This window comes from Tenacibaculum halocynthiae, assembly GCF_964512825.1.
In the GTDB taxonomy this organism is placed as follows: Bacteria; Bacteroidota; Bacteroidia; order Flavobacteriales; family Flavobacteriaceae; genus Polaribacter; species Polaribacter halocynthiae.
In genome coordinates, this window is sequence record NZ_CAZELG010000040.1 from 40,743 (window position 1) to 60,016 (window position 19,274).

At 28.7% G+C, this 19,274-nt stretch carries 26 protein-coding genes and 3 tRNA genes; 16 read left to right on the plus strand and 13 right to left on the minus strand.

Going from position 1 to position 19,274, the window contains the following annotated elements; all coding sequences use genetic code 11:
* The first annotated feature begins 83 nt into the window (after positions 1-83).
* From ACKTTQ_RS15025 to ACKTTQ_RS15040, 4 genes are read left to right on the plus strand one after another with little or no spacing between them, the layout of a single operon-like run.
* A complete protein-coding gene (locus ACKTTQ_RS15025; protein WP_093869762.1) occupies positions 84-953 on the plus strand; it encodes a transporter in 870 nt (289 codons plus the stop codon).
* Between the two features lie 23 nt (positions 954-976).
* Positions 977-1,978, plus strand: a complete 1,002-nt coding sequence (locus ACKTTQ_RS15030) for a glycoside hydrolase family 113 (protein ID WP_093869763.1) — start codon at positions 977-979, stop codon at positions 1,976-1,978.
* Positions 1,968-2,699 (plus strand): hypothetical protein, encoded by a 732-nt coding sequence (locus ACKTTQ_RS15035; protein ID WP_408049697.1) that lies wholly within the window; start codon positions 1,968-1,970, stop codon positions 2,697-2,699. The genes ACKTTQ_RS15030 and ACKTTQ_RS15035 overlap by 11 nt, the downstream gene beginning before the upstream one ends.
* Positions 2,699-3,961, plus strand: a complete 1,263-nt coding sequence (locus ACKTTQ_RS15040) for a BamA/TamA family outer membrane protein (protein WP_113786522.1) — start codon at positions 2,699-2,701, stop codon at positions 3,959-3,961. The genes ACKTTQ_RS15035 and ACKTTQ_RS15040 overlap by 1 nt, the downstream gene beginning before the upstream one ends.
* Here the strand turns inward: ACKTTQ_RS15040 and ACKTTQ_RS15045 are convergent.
* The 7 genes from ACKTTQ_RS15045 to ACKTTQ_RS15075 form a co-directional block, all read right to left on the minus strand.
* Complete coding sequence (locus tag ACKTTQ_RS15045; protein WP_408049698.1) at positions 3,958-4,482, minus strand: rhodanese-like domain-containing protein; 525 nt, start codon at positions 4,480-4,482, stop codon at positions 3,958-3,960. The genes ACKTTQ_RS15040 and ACKTTQ_RS15045 overlap by 4 nt on opposite strands.
* 26 nt (positions 4,483-4,508) lie before the next feature.
* Complete coding sequence (gene arsS / locus ACKTTQ_RS15050) at positions 4,509-5,561, minus strand: arsenosugar biosynthesis radical SAM (seleno)protein ArsS (protein ID WP_408049699.1); 1,053 nt, start codon at positions 5,559-5,561, stop codon at positions 4,509-4,511.
* Positions 5,562-5,638: 77 nt separating this feature from the next.
* Positions 5,639-5,974 carry an arsenosugar biosynthesis-associated peroxidase-like protein gene (locus ACKTTQ_RS15055; RefSeq protein ID WP_408049700.1) on the minus strand — a complete coding sequence of 112 codons (336 nt, stop codon included), beginning with the start codon at positions 5,972-5,974 and terminating at the stop codon, positions 5,639-5,641.
* A gap of 71 nt (positions 5,975-6,045) precedes the next feature.
* Complete coding sequence (locus ACKTTQ_RS15060; protein ID WP_113786116.1) at positions 6,046-6,753, minus strand: DUF547 domain-containing protein; 708 nt, start codon at positions 6,751-6,753, stop codon at positions 6,046-6,048.
* Positions 6,754-6,866: 113 nt separating this feature from the next.
* Positions 6,867-6,952 (minus strand) — tRNA-Leu (locus tag ACKTTQ_RS15065).
* A 67-nt stretch (positions 6,953-7,019) separates the two neighbouring features.
* Positions 7,020-7,108, minus strand: a tRNA-Leu gene (locus ACKTTQ_RS15070).
* Between the two features lie 23 nt (positions 7,109-7,131).
* Positions 7,132-7,203 (minus strand) — tRNA-Gly (locus ACKTTQ_RS15075).
* A 167-nt stretch (positions 7,204-7,370) separates the two neighbouring features.
* On the opposite strand from ACKTTQ_RS15075, the gene cyoE reads away from it, so the two are divergent.
* The 10 genes from cyoE (at position 7,371) to tsaB (ending at position 14,692) form a co-directional block, all read left to right on the plus strand.
* Positions 7,371-8,273: a heme o synthase gene (gene cyoE, locus ACKTTQ_RS15080; RefSeq protein WP_093869769.1), complete on the plus strand. Its 903-nt coding sequence runs from the start codon at positions 7,371-7,373 to the stop codon at positions 8,271-8,273.
* The gene (locus tag ACKTTQ_RS15085) at positions 8,273-8,863 is read left to right on the plus strand and encodes a cytochrome c oxidase subunit 3 (protein ID WP_093869770.1); all 591 of its coding nucleotides are present in this window, start codon (positions 8,273-8,275) and stop codon (positions 8,861-8,863) included. Before cyoE ends, ACKTTQ_RS15085 begins: the two co-directional genes overlap by 1 nt.
* A 56-nt stretch (positions 8,864-8,919) precedes the next feature.
* Positions 8,920-9,903 carry a cytochrome c oxidase subunit 3 gene (locus tag ACKTTQ_RS15090; protein WP_093869771.1) on the plus strand — a complete coding sequence of 328 codons (984 nt, stop codon included), beginning with the start codon at positions 8,920-8,922 and terminating at the stop codon, positions 9,901-9,903.
* Positions 9,904-9,921: 18 nt separating this feature from the next.
* Positions 9,922-10,263 carry a cytochrome C oxidase subunit IV family protein gene (locus ACKTTQ_RS15095; protein WP_093869772.1) on the plus strand — a complete coding sequence of 114 codons (342 nt, stop codon included), beginning with the start codon at positions 9,922-9,924 and terminating at the stop codon, positions 10,261-10,263.
* 67 nt (positions 10,264-10,330) lie between these two features.
* Positions 10,331-10,978 carry a hypothetical protein gene (locus ACKTTQ_RS15100; protein WP_408049701.1) on the plus strand — a complete coding sequence of 216 codons (648 nt, stop codon included), beginning with the start codon at positions 10,331-10,333 and terminating at the stop codon, positions 10,976-10,978.
* A 10-nt stretch (positions 10,979-10,988) separates the two neighbouring features.
* A complete protein-coding gene (locus ACKTTQ_RS15105; protein ID WP_093869774.1) occupies positions 10,989-11,636 on the plus strand; it encodes an SCO family protein in 648 nt (215 codons plus the stop codon).
* On the plus strand, positions 11,629-12,162 hold the full coding sequence (locus tag ACKTTQ_RS15110) for a DUF420 domain-containing protein (protein ID WP_093869775.1): 534 nt from the start codon (positions 11,629-11,631) through the stop codon (positions 12,160-12,162). Before ACKTTQ_RS15105 ends, ACKTTQ_RS15110 begins: the two co-directional genes overlap by 8 nt.
* Complete coding sequence (locus ACKTTQ_RS15115) at positions 12,155-12,373, plus strand: hypothetical protein (RefSeq protein ID WP_093869776.1); 219 nt, start codon at positions 12,155-12,157, stop codon at positions 12,371-12,373. The genes ACKTTQ_RS15110 and ACKTTQ_RS15115 overlap by 8 nt, the downstream gene beginning before the upstream one ends.
* 220 nt (positions 12,374-12,593) lie before the next feature.
* Positions 12,594-13,919 carry a TolC family protein gene (locus ACKTTQ_RS15120; RefSeq protein WP_093869777.1) on the plus strand — a complete coding sequence of 442 codons (1,326 nt, stop codon included), beginning with the start codon at positions 12,594-12,596 and terminating at the stop codon, positions 13,917-13,919.
* A gap of 92 nt (positions 13,920-14,011) precedes the next feature.
* Positions 14,012-14,692: a tRNA (adenosine(37)-N6)-threonylcarbamoyltransferase complex dimerization subunit type 1 TsaB gene (tsaB, locus tag ACKTTQ_RS15125; protein WP_408049702.1), complete on the plus strand. Its 681-nt coding sequence runs from the start codon at positions 14,012-14,014 to the stop codon at positions 14,690-14,692.
* Here tsaB and ACKTTQ_RS15130 read toward each other — a convergent pair.
* From ACKTTQ_RS15130 to ACKTTQ_RS15145, 4 genes are all read right to left on the minus strand, one after another.
* On the minus strand, positions 14,685-15,365 hold the full coding sequence (locus tag ACKTTQ_RS15130; protein WP_408049703.1) for a hypothetical protein: 681 nt from the start codon (positions 15,363-15,365) through the stop codon (positions 14,685-14,687). The genes tsaB and ACKTTQ_RS15130 overlap by 8 nt on opposite strands.
* Positions 15,366-15,397: 32 nt before the next feature.
* A complete protein-coding gene (locus ACKTTQ_RS15135; protein WP_408049704.1) occupies positions 15,398-16,198 on the minus strand; it encodes a mechanosensitive ion channel family protein in 801 nt (266 codons plus the stop codon).
* Positions 16,199-16,271: 73 nt separating this feature from the next.
* Positions 16,272-16,625 carry a DUF1304 domain-containing protein gene (locus ACKTTQ_RS15140; RefSeq protein ID WP_408049705.1) on the minus strand — a complete coding sequence of 118 codons (354 nt, stop codon included), beginning with the start codon at positions 16,623-16,625 and terminating at the stop codon, positions 16,272-16,274.
* A gap of 281 nt (positions 16,626-16,906) precedes the next feature.
* On the minus strand, positions 16,907-17,107 hold the full coding sequence (locus ACKTTQ_RS15145) for a dodecin family protein (RefSeq protein ID WP_093869781.1): 201 nt from the start codon (positions 17,105-17,107) through the stop codon (positions 16,907-16,909).
* A 150-nt stretch (positions 17,108-17,257) separates the two neighbouring features.
* Between ACKTTQ_RS15145 and ACKTTQ_RS15150 the strand changes: the two genes are divergently transcribed.
* On the plus strand, positions 17,258-17,602 hold the full coding sequence (locus tag ACKTTQ_RS15150) for a toxin-antitoxin system YwqK family antitoxin (RefSeq protein ID WP_113786111.1): 345 nt from the start codon (positions 17,258-17,260) through the stop codon (positions 17,600-17,602).
* Positions 17,603-17,657: 55 nt separating this feature from the next.
* On the opposite strand, the gene ACKTTQ_RS15155 is transcribed toward ACKTTQ_RS15150, so the two are convergent.
* Together ACKTTQ_RS15155 and purN are read right to left on the minus strand one after the other, a co-directional pair.
* Positions 17,658-18,293 (minus strand): ribonuclease H1 domain-containing protein, encoded by a 636-nt coding sequence (locus tag ACKTTQ_RS15155; protein ID WP_408049706.1) that lies wholly within the window; start codon positions 18,291-18,293, stop codon positions 17,658-17,660.
* Positions 18,286-18,855, minus strand: coding sequence for a phosphoribosylglycinamide formyltransferase (purN, locus tag ACKTTQ_RS15160; RefSeq protein WP_113786109.1), 570 nt, complete (start codon positions 18,853-18,855; stop codon positions 18,286-18,288). The genes ACKTTQ_RS15155 and purN overlap by 8 nt, the downstream gene beginning before the upstream one ends.
* A 180-nt stretch (positions 18,856-19,035) precedes the next feature.
* On the opposite strand from purN, the gene ACKTTQ_RS15165 reads away from it, so the two are divergent.
* Positions 19,036-19,272, plus strand: coding sequence for an acyl carrier protein (locus ACKTTQ_RS15165; RefSeq protein WP_093871978.1), 237 nt, complete (start codon positions 19,036-19,038; stop codon positions 19,270-19,272).
* Positions 19,273-19,274 lie beyond the last annotated feature (2 nt).

The window sequence follows — 19,274 nt, forward strand, 5'->3', positions numbered from 1 at the left end:
AAATTTAGAATCAGTATAAATAAAAGGTTAATGTAAGTAGGTTTTATTTTTATCGACCTAAGCTTTAATTAAAATAATTTATAATGAGAAATAGCACTAAGTATTTATTTTTTGCTTTGGTATTAATAGGTTTTCAATCTTTTGCACAAGAAGAAGAGGAGAATACAAAAAGCAATATTCAAACGTATACACCATCAAGATTATTAGATAAAGGACAATGGGATATTAAGTTTTTTAATAACTTATATACAGAAACAAAAGGTAATTTTAATGGCGTTACAGCTGATAAACCTAGAGAAAATTACTTTACTTCTACAGTAGAAGCCTTTACTGGTATTTCTGATAATAATAGAATAAATGTTGGAGCTATAGTAGAGTTCCGATCAAATACAATTAGTGGTCGTCAAGCTTTATCTGTTTTTAGTTTAGAAGATACAAATACAGATAGAAAAGGTATCACGTCAATTGCACCAGCTATAAAGTTTCAGCCACTTGAAAGTGTAGGTAACTTCTCTATTCAGTCTGCAATACATATTCCTTTAGTAAGTGATGAGTCTGATGCAAATGGAGTGTTTTTAGATCAAACAGCATGGACATTTCAAAATAGATTTTTTTATGATTACACATTTGATAGTGGAAAATGGCAAGTGTTTACAGAGTTAAATACTGAATATAATTTTGGAGAAGAAAAAAGTTTTGCAAACAACACTTTTTTATTGGTTCCAGGAGCTTTTTTAAGTTATTTCCCATCGGATGAATCTACTGTATTAGCCTTTGTTCAACATGCTCAACGCTTCGGTGATTTTACACAAAATTATACAGCTTTAGGTTTTGGAGGAAAATATCAATTATCTAAAACACTTAATTTAGAAGCATTGTATAGTAAGTTTGTTAGAGGAGAAAATACTGGATTAGGTCAGAGTTTTAATATTGGACTTAGAGCTTTGTTTTAATGGAAAAAATGTAAATTGGAGCTATGAAAAATAAATGGCTCATTTTAATAAGTGTTGTTTTTTTATATTGGTCTTGTGATGGCCAAACAAAAAAAATAAATGGAATTAGTTTTGTTGCATCCCCAAACAAAATTAATCAAGATAATATTATACCCATAAAAAAGGTGTCAGCGAATTATGTTACGTTGATGCCTTTTGGTTTTATTAAAGATTTGAATTCTCCTAAGATTACTTTTAATTCTTCAAGACAATGGTTTGGTGAAACTGAAAAAGGAATAGAGCAATATTCAACTGAATTTAGAAAAAATGATATTAAAGTAATGTTGAAGCCTCAGTTATGGGTCTGGAGAGGAGAATATACAGGATTTATAAGAATGAATTCAGAAGAAAACTGGAAGATTTTAGAGGCATCTTACTCAGAATTTATTTTAACGTATGCAAAATTAGCTCAAAAAATAAATGCAGAAATATTATGTATTGGTACGGAGTTAGAAAAATTTGTTGAAAATCGACCAGATTATTGGAGTAAATTAATTCTTAAAATCAGAGAAGTTTACAAAGGAAAACTCACATATGCCGCTAACTGGGATGAATTTAAGAGGGTGCCATTTTGGGGTGATGTAGATTTTATAGGGATTGATGCTTATTTTCCTTTAAGTACCAAAAAATCACCAACAATTCAAGATTTTATTGATGGATGGCAATCGCATAAAAATCAAATAATTAAAGTTAGGGAAAAGGTAAATAAGCCTGTTTTATTTACAGAATTTGGATACAGAAGTGTTCATTATACAGGTAAAGAACCATGGAATTCAGATAGGGTAGAAGGTAATGTAGATTTAAAAAATCAGAGTAATGCCTTAGAAGCAATTTATCAACAGTTTTGGAAAGAGAATTGGTTTGCCGGTGGTTTTTTATGGAAGTGGTTTCATGATCATACTAAAGTAGGAGGGATCAAAAACAATAGATTTACTCCACAAAATAAACCTGCTGAATTGATAATAAAAAAGGCGTATGAACAATAAAATAATATATTTTTTTTTAGTGTTGTTACTTTTGTCGTGTTCAAAAAATGAAATTACAACAGATACTTTACAAACATATATAACTCAAAAAAGTCATTTAGCAAAGGATGAAGTTATTGCTTGTGCTGCAAGTGATAAAAACAATACGGATGTTTCTTATATTTTTTATTATCCAATATTGGGAGCAACCAATATTCAGTATTTTGAAACCGAGAGTGTAAATTCAGATAAAAATGATTTTACCTTATATAATAAGGTTTCACTTGAAAAAGAAGATGTGTTTAATGGGTATTTACAAAGATTTGTTCGTGAAAGTAAAAATGAAGTTTGGAGTATTGTAACCTATGAATCTAATAATAAGCTACATATTTCAAATCCAATAAGGCTAAAAAATAGTTCAAAGCCTACTGAATGGTCTACTAGTGTTTCAATAGATACAAGTACCCCTTTAATGCCAAAGTTTTCTTGGGGAGACGGAAAAGTAAAAGAAAATGCTATTTATTTTCAAGTAGTAACAAATTCAGATAATGATTTATTATCTGGAACCTATACTTACGATAAATGGTTTCAATATTATAAAACAGGTAATGTGGTTTTAAATGTAACTAGAGATAGTCCGCCAATTTTAATAAAAAATAAAGAATACCATTTTACAATGATGGGAGTGAGTGAAGATAATTGGGTAAACTTGGTTATTCAAAAGCAATTTATAGGGAAATAATGAAAAAATTGTACGCAGTTTTAATTGTTTTATTGTTTTCATTTTCAACCTTTTCTCAAAAGAAAATAGTTGTTGATGTAAAAGTAAAAGGAATTAAAAAAACTAAAAAAGAAACAGTTTTAAAACTGTTAGATACTAAGAGAGGTAATTTATTAGATTCTTTACAAATAGAAAAAGATATTATTCGTTTAAAAAGGTTACCTGCTGTTTCTCATGCATATTTTCAAGTTTTTCATTCTCATGAAAATTACTACAATGTTTTTATACATATTGAAGAAAATTTTACAATAATTCCTGAAGTAAATTTATGGACAACAACGAATAAAAGATTAGCATATAAATTAGGATTGTATGATTATAATTTTTTAGGTAGAAATATGACTCTAGGTGCCTTTTATCAACAAAATGGGTTTGATTCTTATGGGGTAAATTTTAAAGCACCTACATTGTTTTCAAAGCATTTTGGGTTAGCTGTAAACCATCAGAATTGGAGCAGTGAAGAGCCTTTGTATTTTGATGATAAATCTGCAAACTATAAATATCAAAATATTTCTTATGAAATTTTAGCTCTGTGTCAAATAGATTTTAAGAATAACATCCAGTTTGGAATAAATTTTTTTAAAGAAAGGTATAATTACTTGAGCGGTCATACAGCAAGTAATGTACCTCAAAAACTGAATATTAATAAAAAATTACTTAAGCTAGTTTATACTTATGATGATTTGGACTATTATTATCATTACATAGATGGTTTTAAAAGCCAGTTTTATGGTCAGTATGTTACTAGTAAAAATGCATATCAAGATGATTTTTTAGTAGCATGGAATGATTTATTTTACTTTAAACGAATTGGTGAAAAAGGAAACTGGGCTAATCGTTTACGAGTAGGGCTGTCATCGAATTTAAAAAGCCCTTTCGCTCCATTTGCATTAGATAATAATGTTAATTTGAGAGGTGTAGGTATTTTAGTAGATCGAGGTACTGGAAGTATAGTTTGGAATACAGAGTATAGATATACTCTTTTTGAAAAGAAATGGTTTGTATTACAAGGAAATGCATTTACTGATTTTGGTTCTTGGAGAGAGCCAGGAGGAGACCTAAGTGATTTCTACCAAAGTGAAAATATTAGAGTTTACTCAGGTATAGGCTTGCGATTTATTAATAAAAAAATATTCAATGCAGTTTTTAGAATAGATTATGGATTCGGATTAACTAAAAACGCATCTAAAGGAATTGTTTTTGGGATAGGTCAGTATTTTTAATAAATTTTTTCACCTTTTAAAAGCCATTTACTCCATTCTTTATTAAAAGTATGTATTTTTTCAGTAGTATTTTGTTGTTTGTTTACTACTTGGTTGCCTTGGTTTTTCCACTCAAAAATGCCTCCATAAAGATTATAAATGTTTGTATAACCTATTTTTTTTAGTTTTTCAGCAATATCCTCTGATCTAATTCCCAATGAACAATAAACTATGATTTTCGTGTTTTTGTTAACGGGTAGTTTTTTTATAGTTTCTCTTATATTGAAATGATCATATCCAACACAGATAGCATTATTAATATGACTTACTTTATATTCTTTAGGCTCCCTAGAGTCAAGTAAAATAATTTGATCATTATTTTGAGTAGAGATAATAGATTGCTGTATTAATTTATTTAAATCGTTGCTTGTGATGTAAGGAATGTTTTCGGTATTAAACTTTTTTAACAATTCATTTAAGTTTTTCTGTGCATTAACAGAAAAAGCTAAAGAGAATAAAAAGATGTAAATTAAATTTTTCATTTTGAGTTGATATAAAACATAACTTTTTAAGTTACTGTGCCTTGACAGCTACTTCCAGCACCAGCTGTACATCCATAACAATGTTGATTTATAATAATATTTCTATCTTGAAGTAATTCTTCGTTATACTCTGAAATATGTTTTACTTTACTAGCTACTTTTAAATTCAACATTTGGTTAAAATCGCAGTCGTATAAATAACCTTCCCAGCTAATAGATAATGTATTGGTACACATTACATTTTCTACAGCTATTGGGTTATATGCTTCAACTAAAGCATGCATATAATCTTCATAATTTTCTGAAGCGATTAAATAATCTAAAAAACGACTTATAGGTAAATTAGTAATAGCAAATAAGCTATTAAAAGTTATAGAGAAATCATCAGATAAAGCTTTTTTAAAGTCTTTTTCCATCGAAGCTTGATCTCCAGGTAAAAAGGCCCCAGAAGGATTGTAAACAAGATCTAGTTTCAATCCTGTGTTTTCTATACCATAACCAACTGCATTTAACTCTTGTAAAGCCTTGATAGATTTATCAAAAACACCATCACCACGCTGTTTATCAGTTTTTCCACGAGTCCAATGTGGCATAGAGCTAACAACATGAACATTGTGTTTTTTGAAAAATTCAGGTAAATCGTAATACTTTTTATTGGCTCTTATAATTGTTAAGTTTGAACGAACAATAAAATCTTTAATTCCAGCCTTTGCAGCTTCTTCAACAAACCATCTAAAATTAGGATTCATTTCGGGAGCACCTCCAGTTAAATCTAAAGTATGGGCGCCAGTAGTTTTAATGACCTTTAAGCATTGATGCATAGTTTCCTTTGTCATTATTTCTTTTCGATCAGGACCAGCATCAACATGGCAATGAGCACACACCTGATTGCACATGTAGCCTAAATTAATTTGTAATACCTCTAACTTTTTAGGGCGAAGAGGAAATTGGTTTGTTTCTCTAATTTTTTTAGCAAAAGTAGGCAGTTCATCTTTAAAAATTCCATTTGATAGAATCTCTATTTGACGCTGTGTATTTGCTAAATCATTATTTCTTGCTAAAAGCGATTTTTTAGTCATACTTTAATATTGAGTCGGGGTGAACGTAGTTAAATATTATATAATAGCTATGTTCGAAGTAATTTTTTATAGAAATATTACATTTCTAATTTATTTACCTTATTCATCATTTGCACTCCATGCACTAAGGTAGCTCCACTTTTAATAGCTGCACCAACATGAATAGCCTCCATCATTTCTTCTTTGGTTACACCTCTTTGTAATCCATCTTTAGTATAAGCATCAATGCAATAAGGGCATTGTTCAGTATGAGCAACAGCTAAAGCAATCAAGCTTTTTTCACGTGCAGTTAAAGCTCCTTCTTCAAATACTTTTCCGTAATAATCAAAAAATTTAGCACCTAATTCTTCGTTCCACTCCGTTATTTTACCAAACTTTCTTAAGTCGGCTGGGTCGTAATATGTTTTAGACATTTGTTTAATTATTTTTGGTTGAAAAGTAAAAATACAAATTGTTTTCACAAATGCTTTTACTAGAGGTACTGCTATTTTCCATTTAAATTCCAATCATATTGTAAATGACTAATCTTGGCTTTGTTACTAATTTTAGTTTTTGAGTATTTGTTTAAAAAATCAATTAAGCTCCCATTTTTGGTAAAATCTCCTTCAAACCATTCAAAGATTTTAGATAAATGAATTTTCTTTTCAGATATTTTATTTCGCTTAGGGTCATTAATGAATTTTTTCATTAAATCTGTTGTTTTACTTTCGTAATTATCTTCAGTAAAGGCAAAGTTACCCAATTGAGGGCATGAGCCAGAAGCGCAATTCACTCCAACATGAATTTTTGGATCGTTAAATTGTTTACGTAATATTTTATGTTCAATATGATTTAAAGTATATGTTTTATTACCAACTTTAGCAAATTTTATATTCCAAGCATCTTTACCTTTCTTTTTAATTTTTAAAATACTTTTTAAAGGATAATTGTCTAAAATCAATTTAATAGTATAGGCATTATAAGCGTTTACCCAAAAAGCTTTGGTTTTATTAGCAGACCAATTTTTTTTAGGAGAAGTTTTAGCTAAATAATCTAGATAGGTTTGTAGTTTAGCTTCATCTTTTTTGAATGCTTTGTAATTCACATTTCCTTTACTATCAACATGTGTTTTTAATAATGAATTAAAAACAGCTGTTTGACTAAATGAATTTATAAAAAAAGAAAGACTAAGGATTAAAAATATTTTTCGCATTTTACATATTGTTTTAAACTGGTGATTTAGACGGGTAATTAATTAATACATTACAAAAAATATTCCAGAATTATAAAACAAAAAAACCTTAACAAATAAATGTTAAGGTTTTGTACTGAAGGCGGGACTTGAACCCGCACGGACATTACAGTCCATTGGATTTTAAGTCCAACGTGTCTACCAATTCCACCACTTCAGCATAATACTATGCTATATGTTTTTTTTGACTACTTTTAAAATTAAGCCTCGCTAATTAAAGCGAGGCTTGGTACTGAAGGCGGGACTTGAACCCGCACGGACATTACAGTCCATTGGATTTTAAGTCCAACGTGTCTACCAATTCCACCACTTCAGCATAATCTCTTTTAAAAGGTTAAGAGCGAAAGACGGGATTTGAACCCGCGACCCCCACCTTGGCAAGGTGATGCTCTACCCCTGAGCTACTTTCGCGTAGTCAAAAATTATTTTAAAGAACGTGCATTACTCTGAATGCGGGTGCAAATATAACACCCTTTTTTGAATTACAAAAAAAGTTTTTAATTTTTTTTAATTAATTTTAAAAAGTATGGTGGTTCTATAAGAAAGAAATATCTTTGCAGAAATTTTTAAATAACAAGGTGAGTACTGTTTCAACAATACAAGATAAAACATCTATAAAGGTATTATTTTCTGATTTTAAACAGATTACTAAAGTAGGACTGTCTGTAAGTGTAGTTTTTACTTCAATTACAGGATATCTATTAGGTGCTGATAAAATTAATTATACTACTATATTACTTTTAGCTATCGGAGGTTTTTTTATGGTAGGAGCTTCAAATGCTTTTAATCAAATAATAGAAAAGGATATAGATGCGTTAATGCAGCGAACTAAAAATCGTCCATTACCTTCCAAAAGAATGTCTGTAACTACAGCAATGGTTATTGCAATATTATTTACAATTGCTGGAATTGCAATTTTATATGCAATAAATCCTAAATGTGCTTTATTTGGAGCGGTATCTATTTTTTTATATACAAGTGCTTACACTCCATTAAAAGCAATTACTCCTTTAGCAGTTTTTGTTGGTGCTATTCCAGGAGCAATTCCATTCATGTTAGGTTGGGTTGCTGCAACGGGACAGTTTGGTGTCGAAGCAGGATTTTTATTTATGATTCAGTTTTTTTGGCAATTTCCTCATTTTTGGGCAATAGGTTGGTTGCAATTTGAAGAGTATAATAAAGCAGGCTTGCATATGTTGCCAATGGATAAAAAAGACAAAGGTGCAGTAGTACAGATAATTTTTTATACTTGTGTAATGATTTTAATGTCTATAGCTCCTGTATTAAAAGTAACAGGGAACTTTTATATATACCCACTTACTGCTGTTATAATTTTACTATTAGGTATCTTAATGTTGTTTTATGGTATTAAATTATATAAGTCAGAAGAGAATATTGATGCAAGAAAATTAATGTTGGCAAGTGTTTTTTATATTACAATTGTGCCAATAATATATGTAGTAGATAAATTTTTACATTAATGAGTGAACAAACACAAACATTACAAGAAGAATTAAAAACAGCTAAAAGAAAATCTGCAAAACCAATGTTGTGGATTTCCATGATAAGTATGGTTATGTTTTTTGCAGGGTTAACAAGTGCTTATGTTGTTAGTATGAATCGTGAAGATTGGGTTACTTTTGATTTGCCTCAAGCGTTTTATATAAGTACTATTTTAATCATTTTAAGTAGTATTACACTGTTTTTATCACATAAAACTCTTAAAAAAGATAATTTAAAAGCCTCTTTTATGCTTTTATTGGTAACATTTATACTTGGTTTAGGTTTTATTTGGTATCAATATGTAGGGTTTAATCAACTAAAAGAAGTAGGGTTATATTTTACTGGACCAGAAAGTACAGTTTCTACATCTTTTATTATAGGAATTACATTTATGCACGTATTGCACCTGTTAGCAGGGGTTGTCGTGTTATTAGTCGTTATTTATAATCATTTTAAAAAGAAGTATTCATCTACTGATATGCTTGGGTTTGAACTAGGTGCAATCTTTTGGCACTTTGTAGATGTTTTGTGGATTTATCTATTTTTCTTTTTCTATTTTATTAAATGATGAGAAATGCTTAATTTTGGCGCACTGTTTTAACAAAAATTAACTAAATAGTATTTATGGAAGCAAATATTGCTGTAAATTCTGACAAAAAAGAAACCTGGAGCGGAGGTGGCGAAAAGCCATTTGGAGCTAGTTATGGTAAAATGATGATGTGGTTTTTCATCGTGTCTGATGCATTAACCTTTACTGGGTTTTTAGCTGCGTACGGTTTAACACGTTTTAAATTTATTGACTCATGGCCAATTGCCGATGAAGTTTTTACACACTTTCCTGGGTTACATGGGGTACATGCACCAATGTATTATGTAGCTTTAATGACCTTTATCTTAATTATATCATCAGTAACGATGGTATTAGCAGTTGATGCTGGTCATCAAATGAAAAAGAAAAAGGTAGCTTGGTATATGTTTGCAACTATAATTTTTGGAATTATTTTTGTAGGATCGCAAGCTTGGGAATGGAAAAACTTTATTAACGGTTCTTATGGAGCTGTTAAAACTACTGACAACCATATTTTACAGTTTGTAAAAGATGGTCATCAAATAGCTTTAGCAGATTTTGTACATAATGACAGGAAAGATGGTAGGGTTCAGCATGCGAAAGAAAATGGATTATGGTTTGAAAAAGAGGGAACAATTTCTGAATATTCTGTAGCACAAGTTCAGGAAGCATTTAAGAATAATCCTTCTTTACTAATAAGAACAGAAAAGATTAATCTTGAAACAAAGCAAAAAATCGTATTATCTAGAGAAGAAAGTTTAGCTCAATTAGCCAAAGCTAATATGGTGGTTGAAGGAGCTAATTTGCATGTAAATGAATATGGGAATCCTATTTTTGCAGATTTCTTTTTCTTTATTACAGGTTTTCATGGTTTTCACGTAGTTTCAGGTATATTAATAAACATTATTATTTTCTTTAATGTCGTATTAGGTACTTATGAAAGAAGAGGACATTATGAAATGGTTGAAAAAGTAGGTTTATATTGGCACTTTGTAGATTTAGTATGGGTATTTGTTTTCACATTCTTCTACTTAGTATAATTTTAAAGTATTAAAAAAATGGCAGGTCACGCACACGAATCAAATACAAAAAGAATTTGGATTGTTTTAGCAATCTTAACTATAGTAACAACAGTAGAAGTAGCTTTTGGTATTATTAAGCCAGATGCTTTACATTTACATGGTATAGGAACTAGTTGGTTAAACTGGATGTTTATCATTTTAACAATTGTAAAAGCATACTATATAGCATGGGCATTTATGCACTTAGAAGGTGAGAAAACATGGTTTAGACGATCTATAGTTTGGACAGCTACCTTTTTAATATGCTACCTTATAGCGTTAATATTAATTGAAGGAGGCTATTTATACGATACATTAGCACCATTAGTAAAATGGTAATTTTATAAAATTAAAAAAGAGGTGGTGTTTAACCACCTTTTTTTATCTCTAAAAAGAACGAACTGTTATGAGTAAAAAACAAAAGTTTATAGTATTGTTTGCACTTTTTATAGTGCCTTTATTATTTTATATATTCTTGTCACTTGGTATTAATAACTTTGCTAAACTACCAGTTTTAACAAAAAATGTAACAGATATATCTGCTATTACTAAAAAAGCTACATTTGATAGGAAAATATCAATAGTTACTTTTTTAGGTAATGATATTCAATTAGCAAAAGGTGAGTTATTTAATTTAACTGAGAAAATATACAAACCATTTTATGGGTTTAAAGATTTTCAAATGATTGTTGTTGCTTTAAAAGGTACAGAACAAAAGGTTGAAAAACTTAAAAAAGAAATTGGAGCTTTTACAAATATGATAAAGTGGAATTTTATTTTTGCCGATGAGGTTGAAATAAAGGTATTGTATGAAAGTTTTAATACGAATCAATCATTAGATTCTAATGTGCATACATCTAAAGCATTTATTATAGATAAAGATATCAGTTTAAGAGGAAGAGATGATGATAAAGATGCAGCAGGAGGAAAGTTATTTGGTTATAATATGAAATCTGTTAGTGAGTTAAATAATAAAATGAAAGATGATGTTAAAGTTGTTTTAGCTGAGTATCGTTTAGCTCTCAAAAAAAATAATGCCGATAGAGAAATTTAATAATTAAAAAATGAAAAAAAAGGATTATTCATATATAGGGATTTCGTTTATTATATTACTTTTTGGAATTTATGCGGTTCCAAAGATTGTAAAACATTTTCAAACTGCAGATTTGCATAAATTTAATAAAGTTCCATCTTTTGAATTTGTAAATCAAGAAAAGAAAACCATCACAAATGATGATTTCAAAGGAAAGGTTTATGTAGTAGAATTTTTCTTTGCTACTTGTCCTACCATTTGTCCAATTATGAATAGAAGAATGGTTGATATACAAAATGAATTTATGGGGAATCCTAATTTTGGAATTGCTTCATTTACTATTACTCCAGAAATTGACACTCCTAGAAAATTAAAAGATTATGCTGCAATACATGGAATAAATCATAAAAATTGGCATTTACTAACAGGTAAAGATGAGAGTATTGTGTATGATTTATCTAACGAAGGATTTAAATTATTTGTAGGTAAAGGGGAAGATAGTCATGGTGGTTTTGAACACTCAGGGTTATTTGCTTTAGTTGATAAAGATGGATATATTCGTTCAAGATACGATGAGCATGGAAATCCAATTATGTATTATCGAGCTTTAGATGAACACGGTTTTTCAAATCAAATACAAGAATTAAAACAAGATATTAAATTATTATTAAATGAGTAAGGTTAATAATTTAGAAGAAAAAAAATATAAAAGGTTAATTACAATAGTATCTGTGGTAATTCCTTTGGCAGTAGCAGCTTTATTTGGGATAAAAATCCCTAATGTAGAACCTTTGTCATTCTTACCTCCTATATATGCAAGTATAAATGGAATTACGGCTGTTTTACTGGTTGCTTCTATAGTTGCTATAAAAAAAGGAAATAAAAAGTTGCACGAACAATTAAATACAACTGCAATCATTTGCTCTGCACTTTTCCTAGTAATGTATGTAGCTTATCACATGACATCTAATTCTACTAAGTTTGGAGGAGAAGGAGTTATTAAATACCTGTATTTTTTTATTTTAATAACGCACATATTATTATCGATCGTTATTATACCATTTGTATTAATAACATTTATGAGAGCTAGATTAGGTAATTTTCCTGAACATAAAAAAATTGCAAAAATTACATTTCCATTATGGTTATATGTTGCGATAACTGGAGTAATAGTGTATTTAATGATTTCACCTTATTATGTATAAAAAGATATTAATTTCATTCTTAGTAATTATTTTTACAGGAAAGAAGTCATTTTCACAATGTGCTATGTGTAAGGCTGTTGTTGAAGGTGGTGATGTAAGTATGGCTGAAGGTGTTAATAATGGTATTACCTATTTAATGGTGTTTCCTTATATCTTAGTTGGGGTATTATTCTATTTTATTTATAGACATAGAAAAAAAAATAAAAATTAACACTTCAATAAGATTATTTTCTTGTAACATATTTTAATTTTAGTCGTCATATACGAGGAAGCTTTAAAAAATACTGTTCATAATCAAACATGTTGTGTTCGTTTTTTTTAGTTTTTTTAATTAATTAAATTATAGGTATTTGTTATTCAGGTATTTATTGTTTCTTAATTAATTGGAATACCAATTGAATATAACTAATTGAACATAAAAAATAAACGTCTTGAAAACTAAAATTGTATTATTAATTACTTTATTATCAGCATTGGGAGGTTATTCTCAAAAGAAATGGACACTTAAAGAGTGTGTTAATTATGCATTAGAAAACAACATCACAATTAAGCAAAATAAATTAAATGTAAAACTTGCTGAAAAAGATGTTGACATAGCTAAAGGAAATTTTTTACCAGATTTAAATGGATCTTCAAGAGGAAATTTTTCATCAGGACTTTCTCAAGATAGAAATGGAATACTTCAGAATACTCAAAACTTTAACTCATCGTTTTCTTTATCAAGTGGAGGTACAATTTTTAATGGGTTTAGAAATATTAATTCTAAAAAACAAGCTGTACTTGGGGTTAAAGGAAATGAATTAGATTTAGCTAAAATTGAAAATGACATTTCATTAAATGTTGTAAATACATATTTAAATGTGTTATTTGCAAAAGAAAATTTGGCAGTAGCGGTTGTTCAAGCTGAAATTAGTAAAAAACAAATAGCAAGGGCAAAGGCTCAATTTGATGCAGGTGCAATTCCTAAAGGTGATTTGTTAAATGTACAATCAACGGCATCAAATGATGCGCAAAACGTTGTTTTACAAGAAAACACATTGAATTTAGCATTGCTTAGACTTGCTCAGTTACTTCAAATATCATCAGATAACTTTGATGTTGAAAAAATTAATATTGACTCACCATCTCTTAGTTTATTATATAATTCTTCAAATGCAGTTTATGAAAAAGCATTGACTAATAGACCAGAAATTGAAAGAGCTAAATTAAATGTAGAAAATTCTTTAATAAGTTTACAATTAGCTAAAGGCGCGTACTTACCTACTTTAACTTATTCATTAGGTGTTAGTAGTTCATTTTTTCACCAGTTTAATAATTTAATCCGTCCTAATGATTACTTTTTAAGACAAATAAACGATAGAATTAGTTATAGCGCTGGTTTATCACTTAATATTCCAATATTTAATCGTTTTCAAACAAAAAATAGAGTAGCTAAATCTGTTATCAATAAAGAGATTTCAGAAATAGCATTAGAAAGTCAGAAGTTGCAATTACAACAAGAGATAGAAAAATCTTATTTAGATGCTAAAGCAGCAGCAAAAACATATGAAGCAGCTAATATATCTTTAGAAGCACAGAATGAAGCTTTTAAAAACGCACAAGTAAGTTACGATTATGGTTCTATGACACAGTTTGATTTTGATCAAGTAAGAAATAGATTAGTAAATGCCGAAGGAGCCATGATAAGAGCTAAATACGATTATGTATTTAAAACAAAAGTGTTAAAATTTTATTTTGGAGAATCAATTCTAGATTAATATCAGGGGATAATTTATTATTGATATAGAACCTTACCAATTTGGTAAGGTTTTTCATTATAATGTATCTTTGTTGAAAATATTTTTTTATCGTGTCAATAATCTTAAACATAGAAACAGCAACAAAAAATTGCTCAGTTAGTATAGCAAAAAATGGAGATGTTTTAGCAAGTAAAGAATTAAATAATGGAAATTATTCTCATGCTGAAAAATTACACCCCTTTATTCAAGATGTTTTAAATGAGGCTTCAATAAGTATAGATGAAATAGATGCTGTAGCAGTAAGTAAAGGCCCGGGGTCATATACTGGATTAAGAATTGGAGTTTCTGCTACTAAAGGTTTATGTTTTTCTTTTGATGTACCACTTATTGCAATAGATACATTAAAATCTCTTTCTATGAATGCTAATATAGATGAAGGCTTAATTGTACCCATGATTGATGCAAGAAGAATGGAAGTATATTCTGCTATTTATGATAAAAATTACAATCAAGTACGTGAAATAAGGGCTGAAATTATTGATGAAAATTCATTCGAAGAATTGTTAACAGACAATAAAGTTTATTTTTTAGGAGACGGTTCAGAAAAATGTAAAAATATCATAACTCATAGAAATGCAATTTTTATTGATGAAAAGTTCCCTTCAGCAAAAGAAATGGCACTATTGAGTTTTGAAAAGCATAAAAAAAACGACATCGAAGATGTCGCTTATTTTGAACCTTTTTATTTAAAAGATTTTGTTGCCATACCAGAAAAGAAAAAGTTTAAATAGTGTAATAATATTTAAGTATTCCAATTAAGTCTTTTTCATTTTTATGGTTAAGTTTGTTTGCTTTTATATATTTTTTCACTAACTTTTTTTTGTCTTTAAAATTTTTTAAAAATCGTTTTTTACTTCGATCAATTTTAATGACGTCCTCATTTTTCATTTTCATATAGTATCGATCTTTTTTTCTATGAAATTTAGCAGGTGTATATGAGTCGTAACCTGTTTGAGGTTTTATAGCGTCAGTTAAACTTATTGTTTCTTTTGTTAAAACAATGAAGTTTGAATCTTCATAATTCAAGACGAAAAAAGTTTTTTTATCTTCAAAAAGAAATGATTTATAAGATTTGTTATTTGATGTAAATGTTATTGTTTGTGAGTTATTTGTTGTGAAATGTTTTACAGTTCCGTTTTTAATTATTTTAAAAAAATCTTGATGAGCATTATATTTTGCTGACAAATCATTATTAGAAAAACCACTTATTTTAATTGGAGAATAGTGCTTTTGTATATATGGTGAGCCTTTGATTTTTTTGTCGTAGTTTGCAAATGTTGACAATGAATTATTTGACATTTCAGAAAAGAAATTTGAATTCGTTCTGGTGTCACTTTCATTTTGAGAAAAACAAATACAAGCAGATGAAAGTAAATAAATAAATAGTATATATCTTTTTTTCATAATTTATGTTTTTAGTTAACCAAATGTAAGAATTATTTCTGTATCTCAACAGCATGTGGATATGGTATCTCTATACCTGCTTTATCTAATGCGATTTTAACGTTTTCAGTAGTTTCAAAATATACATCCCAATAATCAGCTGTATTTGCCCATGGACGCACTGCAAAGTTAACAGAACTATCAGCTAATTCAGATACATTTACTGTAGGAGCAGGATCTTTTAATGTTTTTGGATTTGAAGTTAATACATTCATTAAAACATCTTTGGTTTTTTTAATATCTGCATCATAAGAAACACCAAAAGTTAAATCAACACGTAGTTTTCCCTCAGCTGTATAATTTATGATATTTCCATTTGACAATGAGCCGTTTGGTATAATAGCTAATTTATTACCTGGAGTATTAATGTGAGTTGTAAAAATTTGAATTTCTTTTACAACACCAACAATGCCTTGAGCTTCAATTAAGTCACCAACCTTAAATGGCCTAAATATCATTATTAAGGCACCACCAGCAAAATTAGATAAAGATCCTTGTAAAGCTAAACCAATGGCTAAACCAGCTGCACCAATAATTGCAGCAAATGATGTTGTTGCTACTCCTAATTTTGAAATAACTGTAACGAAAAGTAATGCTTTTAAAGCCCAACTAAATAAGTCGCCTAAAAATTTTTGAAGCGTTATGTCAACATCTTGCTTCTTCATTATTTTTTTACTCCCTTTTACAATTAGTTTTATAGCAAAAAGTCCAACAATTAAGATTGCTAGTGCTGTTAAAAGTTTCGGAGTGTAGTTAATTAACAGTTCTTTAAATTTTTCAGTATACTGTTCCATTTTCTTTAATAAATTTAATAATTAAGTTTAAATAATATTTAGTGAATAGTAGTAGTTAGGTAATATTCAAAATTTAGATAAATATGCTTAAAAGAGCAATTAAAGCTGGTATTGATTGTATAAAAAATATTTTTGATTTTTTAGTAGAATACGCTCCATAAACTCCAGCAATAAAAACACAGATTATAAAATAGATTGCTACATCTGTTCTTTGAGAGATTATAGACCATATTAAACCACCGGCAAGAAAACCATTGTATAAACCTTGATTTGCTGCTAAAACTTTAGTTTCTACTGCAAACTCTTTGTTTTTTAAACCGAAAGCCTTTATACCTTTAGGTTTTGTCCATAGTACCATTTCTAGTATTACTATGTAAATGTGAATTACGGCGATAAAGCCAACTAAGAAGAGTGATAAATAGTTCATTTTTAATTGTTTTTAATTTAAAATAGTTGCTTTTTTATTTTTCAGGAAGAAAAGCTTGTAAGTGCTGTTTATACAAACATACACAAAGCTTTTTGTTATTTTGTCACGATTTTTTAAAATTGAGTTATTACTTTGAGTTGTATTTCTATATAATATTTGTCAGAGAAATATTATGAGCTTACTTATTTATGAAGTCAAATAGCTAGATTAAATTCTTCGTAACAAAAAAATGCGACCTTGTAAATACAAAATCGCACCAATAGTAGTTAGTATTTATGTAGTTACTTTACTTCAAAAGTAACTTTTAAGTTTACTCTAAATTCACTTACTTCATCATCATTTACCACAACACTTTGAGATTGTACAAAAGCAGATTTAATGTTTTTAACAGATTTAGAAGCCTGTTTAATTGCTTTTCTTGTTGCTTCTTCCCAACTTTTGTCAGAGTTAGCTAAAATCTCAATAACTTTCATTACAGCCATAATAATTTTTTTTATGATTAATACTTACTTGTAAAAGTACAAAAAATAGGGAAAAAGACCTAATGTTAATTTAATGTTATGTAATTGTTGTTTAAGTGTAAAATTATATATATATTTGTAATGTTAGTGTTAATGATTAAAATGATAGACATGAAAAAAATAATTATTTTAGCTTGTATCTTAGCTGTTTCAGTATTACAAGCACAGGTAGGACCTAAGTTTGAGAAAGCAGGAGATTTAGTTAAAGCTACTTATTTTTATAAAGATGGAAAGGTTAAAGAACAAGGTTTTTTTAAAGATAAGAAATTAACTGGCACTTGGATTACTTTTAGTAAAGAAGGTAATAAAACTGCAATAGCTCACTATAAAGCTGGTAAAAAAGTTGGAAAGTGGTTTATGTGGCAAAAGGATGGATTAAAAGAGATTGATTATGAAAACAATGCAATAGCTAGTGTTCAGAATTGGAAAGATGATACTAAGATTGCAGTTAAATAGCACTTAATTTATTTCAAATAGATAAAAAATCCGAGTATATATGTACTCGGATTTTTTATTTTCTACCAAAATCAGCTGGAATTTCTCCCCATGCTTTCGTTTCCCATTTTAAAATAGTTACTTCTACAGGGTTTTTATGTAACCAACTTTCTGCTCGTTTTATTAACTCTAAAATATCTTTATTGGTATTATTAAATTGAACGTTTGTTTTACATTGTTTTTTTTTAACCCAACTAATAGCAATTTTTGAATCTGAATAAATAGGAATATTTTTTATTTTTTTATTTTTTAGTAAAGCTATTCCATGAACTAATGCTAAAAACTCACCAATATTATTTGTGCCGTTTTTAAAAGGCCCCATTTTAAAAATTTCTTTTTTATTATGTGTCAAAACACCTCTGTATTCCATTATACCTGGGTTTCCTGCACACGCAGCATCTACCGAAATACTTTCTAAAATAGGTGTTCCATATTTCTCTTTCTCACTGTTTGATAAAACTTTTTTCTTGGTGTTTAAACCTTTGTAGTCACTATAGCTTTTTTTAAATGCTATTTCAGCTTCTTTTTTATCTATAAAAGCTTTGTATTGTGCACCGTCGTATGAATGGATTTGCTTCTTACATTCTGACCAAGAAGAAAAAATTCCAGTTTTCTTGCCTTTCCAAACAACATAATATTTTTTTTTACCCATTTTTTAAAATTACGCTTTCAATTACCTTTGGGAAGTGCTCATATTCTAAAATATGAACTTTTTTTGCTATAGATTCAGGTGTATCTTTACTATTTAACTCTGTTTTTGCTTGAAAAATGATAGCTCCTTCATCATAATTTTCATTTACATAATGAATTGTGATACCAGTTTCAGAATCATTATTTTTTTTGACAGCTTCATGAACATTCATGCCATACATTCCTTTTCCACCATATTTAGGAAGTAAAGCAGGATGTATATTTATTATTTTATTAGGAAAAGCTTCTACAATTTTAGAAGGTATTTTTCTTAAAAAACCTGCCAAAACAATAATGTCAGCTTCAACCTGTAAAAAATTCAGCACAGTGTCATCTTTTGTAAAGCTCTCTTTATCAAACAATGAAGCGTCGATATCAAGCCGTTCACAACGTTCAAAAACTTTGGCATGTTCATTGTTAGAAAGCACATGAGTAACTACTGCATGTTTAGAAGTTTGAAAATATTTAATAATGTTTTCGGCGTTGGTACCAGATCCAGAAGCAAAAATTACGATACGTTTCATACTGATTAAGTTGTATTGTTACTGCAAAAAAAAGAATAATTATTAACAATGATGAGCTATATAATAAAAGATTCAAGTATTTTTTTTATTTTAGACATCACATTATTTGGACAAAAATTAGAATTAAAACTTAAGATTTGTATTTTTGCCCCGATTTTAAATTTTAAAACTTATAAAATTATGTCAGACATTGCATCAAGAGTAAAAGCAATTATCGTAGATAAATTAGGAGTAGACGATAACGAAGTAACTAACGAAGCAAGCTTCACAAACGATTTAGGAGCAGATTCATTAGATACTGTTGAGTTAATTATGGAATTCGAAAAAGAATTTGATATTCAAATTCCAGATGATCAAGCTGAGAACATCGGAACAGTAGGTCAAGCGGTTAGCTATATAGAAGACGCAAAAAAATAAGA

Coding starts and splice junctions, on each gene's coding strand:
- ACKTTQ_RS15030 (WP_093869763.1), top strand. CDS start 977: ATGAAAAATAAATGGCTCATTTTAATAAGTGTTGTTTTTTTATATTGG.
- ACKTTQ_RS15115 (WP_093869776.1), top strand. CDS start 12,155: ATGTATAAAAAGATATTAATTTCATTCTTAGTAATTATTTTTACAGGA.
- ACKTTQ_RS15055 (WP_408049700.1), bottom strand. CDS start 5,974: ATGTCTAAAACATATTACGACCCAGCCGACTTAAGAAAGTTTGGTAAA.
- ACKTTQ_RS15045 (WP_408049698.1), bottom strand. CDS start 4,482: ATGAAAAATTTAATTTACATCTTTTTATTCTCTTTAGCTTTTTCTGTT.
- ACKTTQ_RS15165 (WP_093871978.1), top strand. CDS start 19,036: ATGTCAGACATTGCATCAAGAGTAAAAGCAATTATCGTAGATAAATTA.
- ACKTTQ_RS15155 (WP_408049706.1), bottom strand. CDS start 18,293: ATGGGTAAAAAAAAATATTATGTTGTTTGGAAAGGCAAGAAAACTGGA.
- arsS (WP_408049699.1), bottom strand. CDS start 5,561: ATGACTAAAAAATCGCTTTTAGCAAGAAATAATGATTTAGCAAATACA.
- ACKTTQ_RS15150 (WP_113786111.1), top strand. CDS start 17,258: ATGAAAAAAATAATTATTTTAGCTTGTATCTTAGCTGTTTCAGTATTA.
- ACKTTQ_RS15060 (WP_113786116.1), bottom strand. CDS start 6,753: ATGCGAAAAATATTTTTAATCCTTAGTCTTTCTTTTTTTATAAATTCA.
- ACKTTQ_RS15130 (WP_408049703.1), bottom strand. CDS start 15,365: ATGAAAAAAAGATATATACTATTTATTTATTTACTTTCATCTGCTTGT.
- ACKTTQ_RS15040 (WP_113786522.1), top strand. CDS start 2,699: ATGAAAAAATTGTACGCAGTTTTAATTGTTTTATTGTTTTCATTTTCA.
- ACKTTQ_RS15095 (WP_093869772.1), top strand. CDS start 9,922: ATGGCAGGTCACGCACACGAATCAAATACAAAAAGAATTTGGATTGTT.
- purN (WP_113786109.1), bottom strand. CDS start 18,855: ATGAAACGTATCGTAATTTTTGCTTCTGGATCTGGTACCAACGCCGAA.
- ACKTTQ_RS15105 (WP_093869774.1), top strand. CDS start 10,989: ATGAAAAAAAAGGATTATTCATATATAGGGATTTCGTTTATTATATTA.
- ACKTTQ_RS15145 (WP_093869781.1), bottom strand. CDS start 17,107: ATGGCTGTAATGAAAGTTATTGAGATTTTAGCTAACTCTGACAAAAGT.
- ACKTTQ_RS15135 (WP_408049704.1), bottom strand. CDS start 16,198: ATGGAACAGTATACTGAAAAATTTAAAGAACTGTTAATTAACTACACT.
- ACKTTQ_RS15090 (WP_093869771.1), top strand. CDS start 8,920: ATGGAAGCAAATATTGCTGTAAATTCTGACAAAAAAGAAACCTGGAGC.
- ACKTTQ_RS15110 (WP_093869775.1), top strand. CDS start 11,629: ATGAGTAAGGTTAATAATTTAGAAGAAAAAAAATATAAAAGGTTAATT.
- ACKTTQ_RS15085 (WP_093869770.1), top strand. CDS start 8,273: ATGAGTGAACAAACACAAACATTACAAGAAGAATTAAAAACAGCTAAA.
- ACKTTQ_RS15025 (WP_093869762.1), top strand. CDS start 84: ATGAGAAATAGCACTAAGTATTTATTTTTTGCTTTGGTATTAATAGGT.
- ACKTTQ_RS15035 (WP_408049697.1), top strand. CDS start 1,968: ATGAACAATAAAATAATATATTTTTTTTTAGTGTTGTTACTTTTGTCG.
- ACKTTQ_RS15140 (WP_408049705.1), bottom strand. CDS start 16,625: ATGAACTATTTATCACTCTTCTTAGTTGGCTTTATCGCCGTAATTCAC.
- ACKTTQ_RS15100 (WP_408049701.1), top strand. CDS start 10,331: ATGAGTAAAAAACAAAAGTTTATAGTATTGTTTGCACTTTTTATAGTG.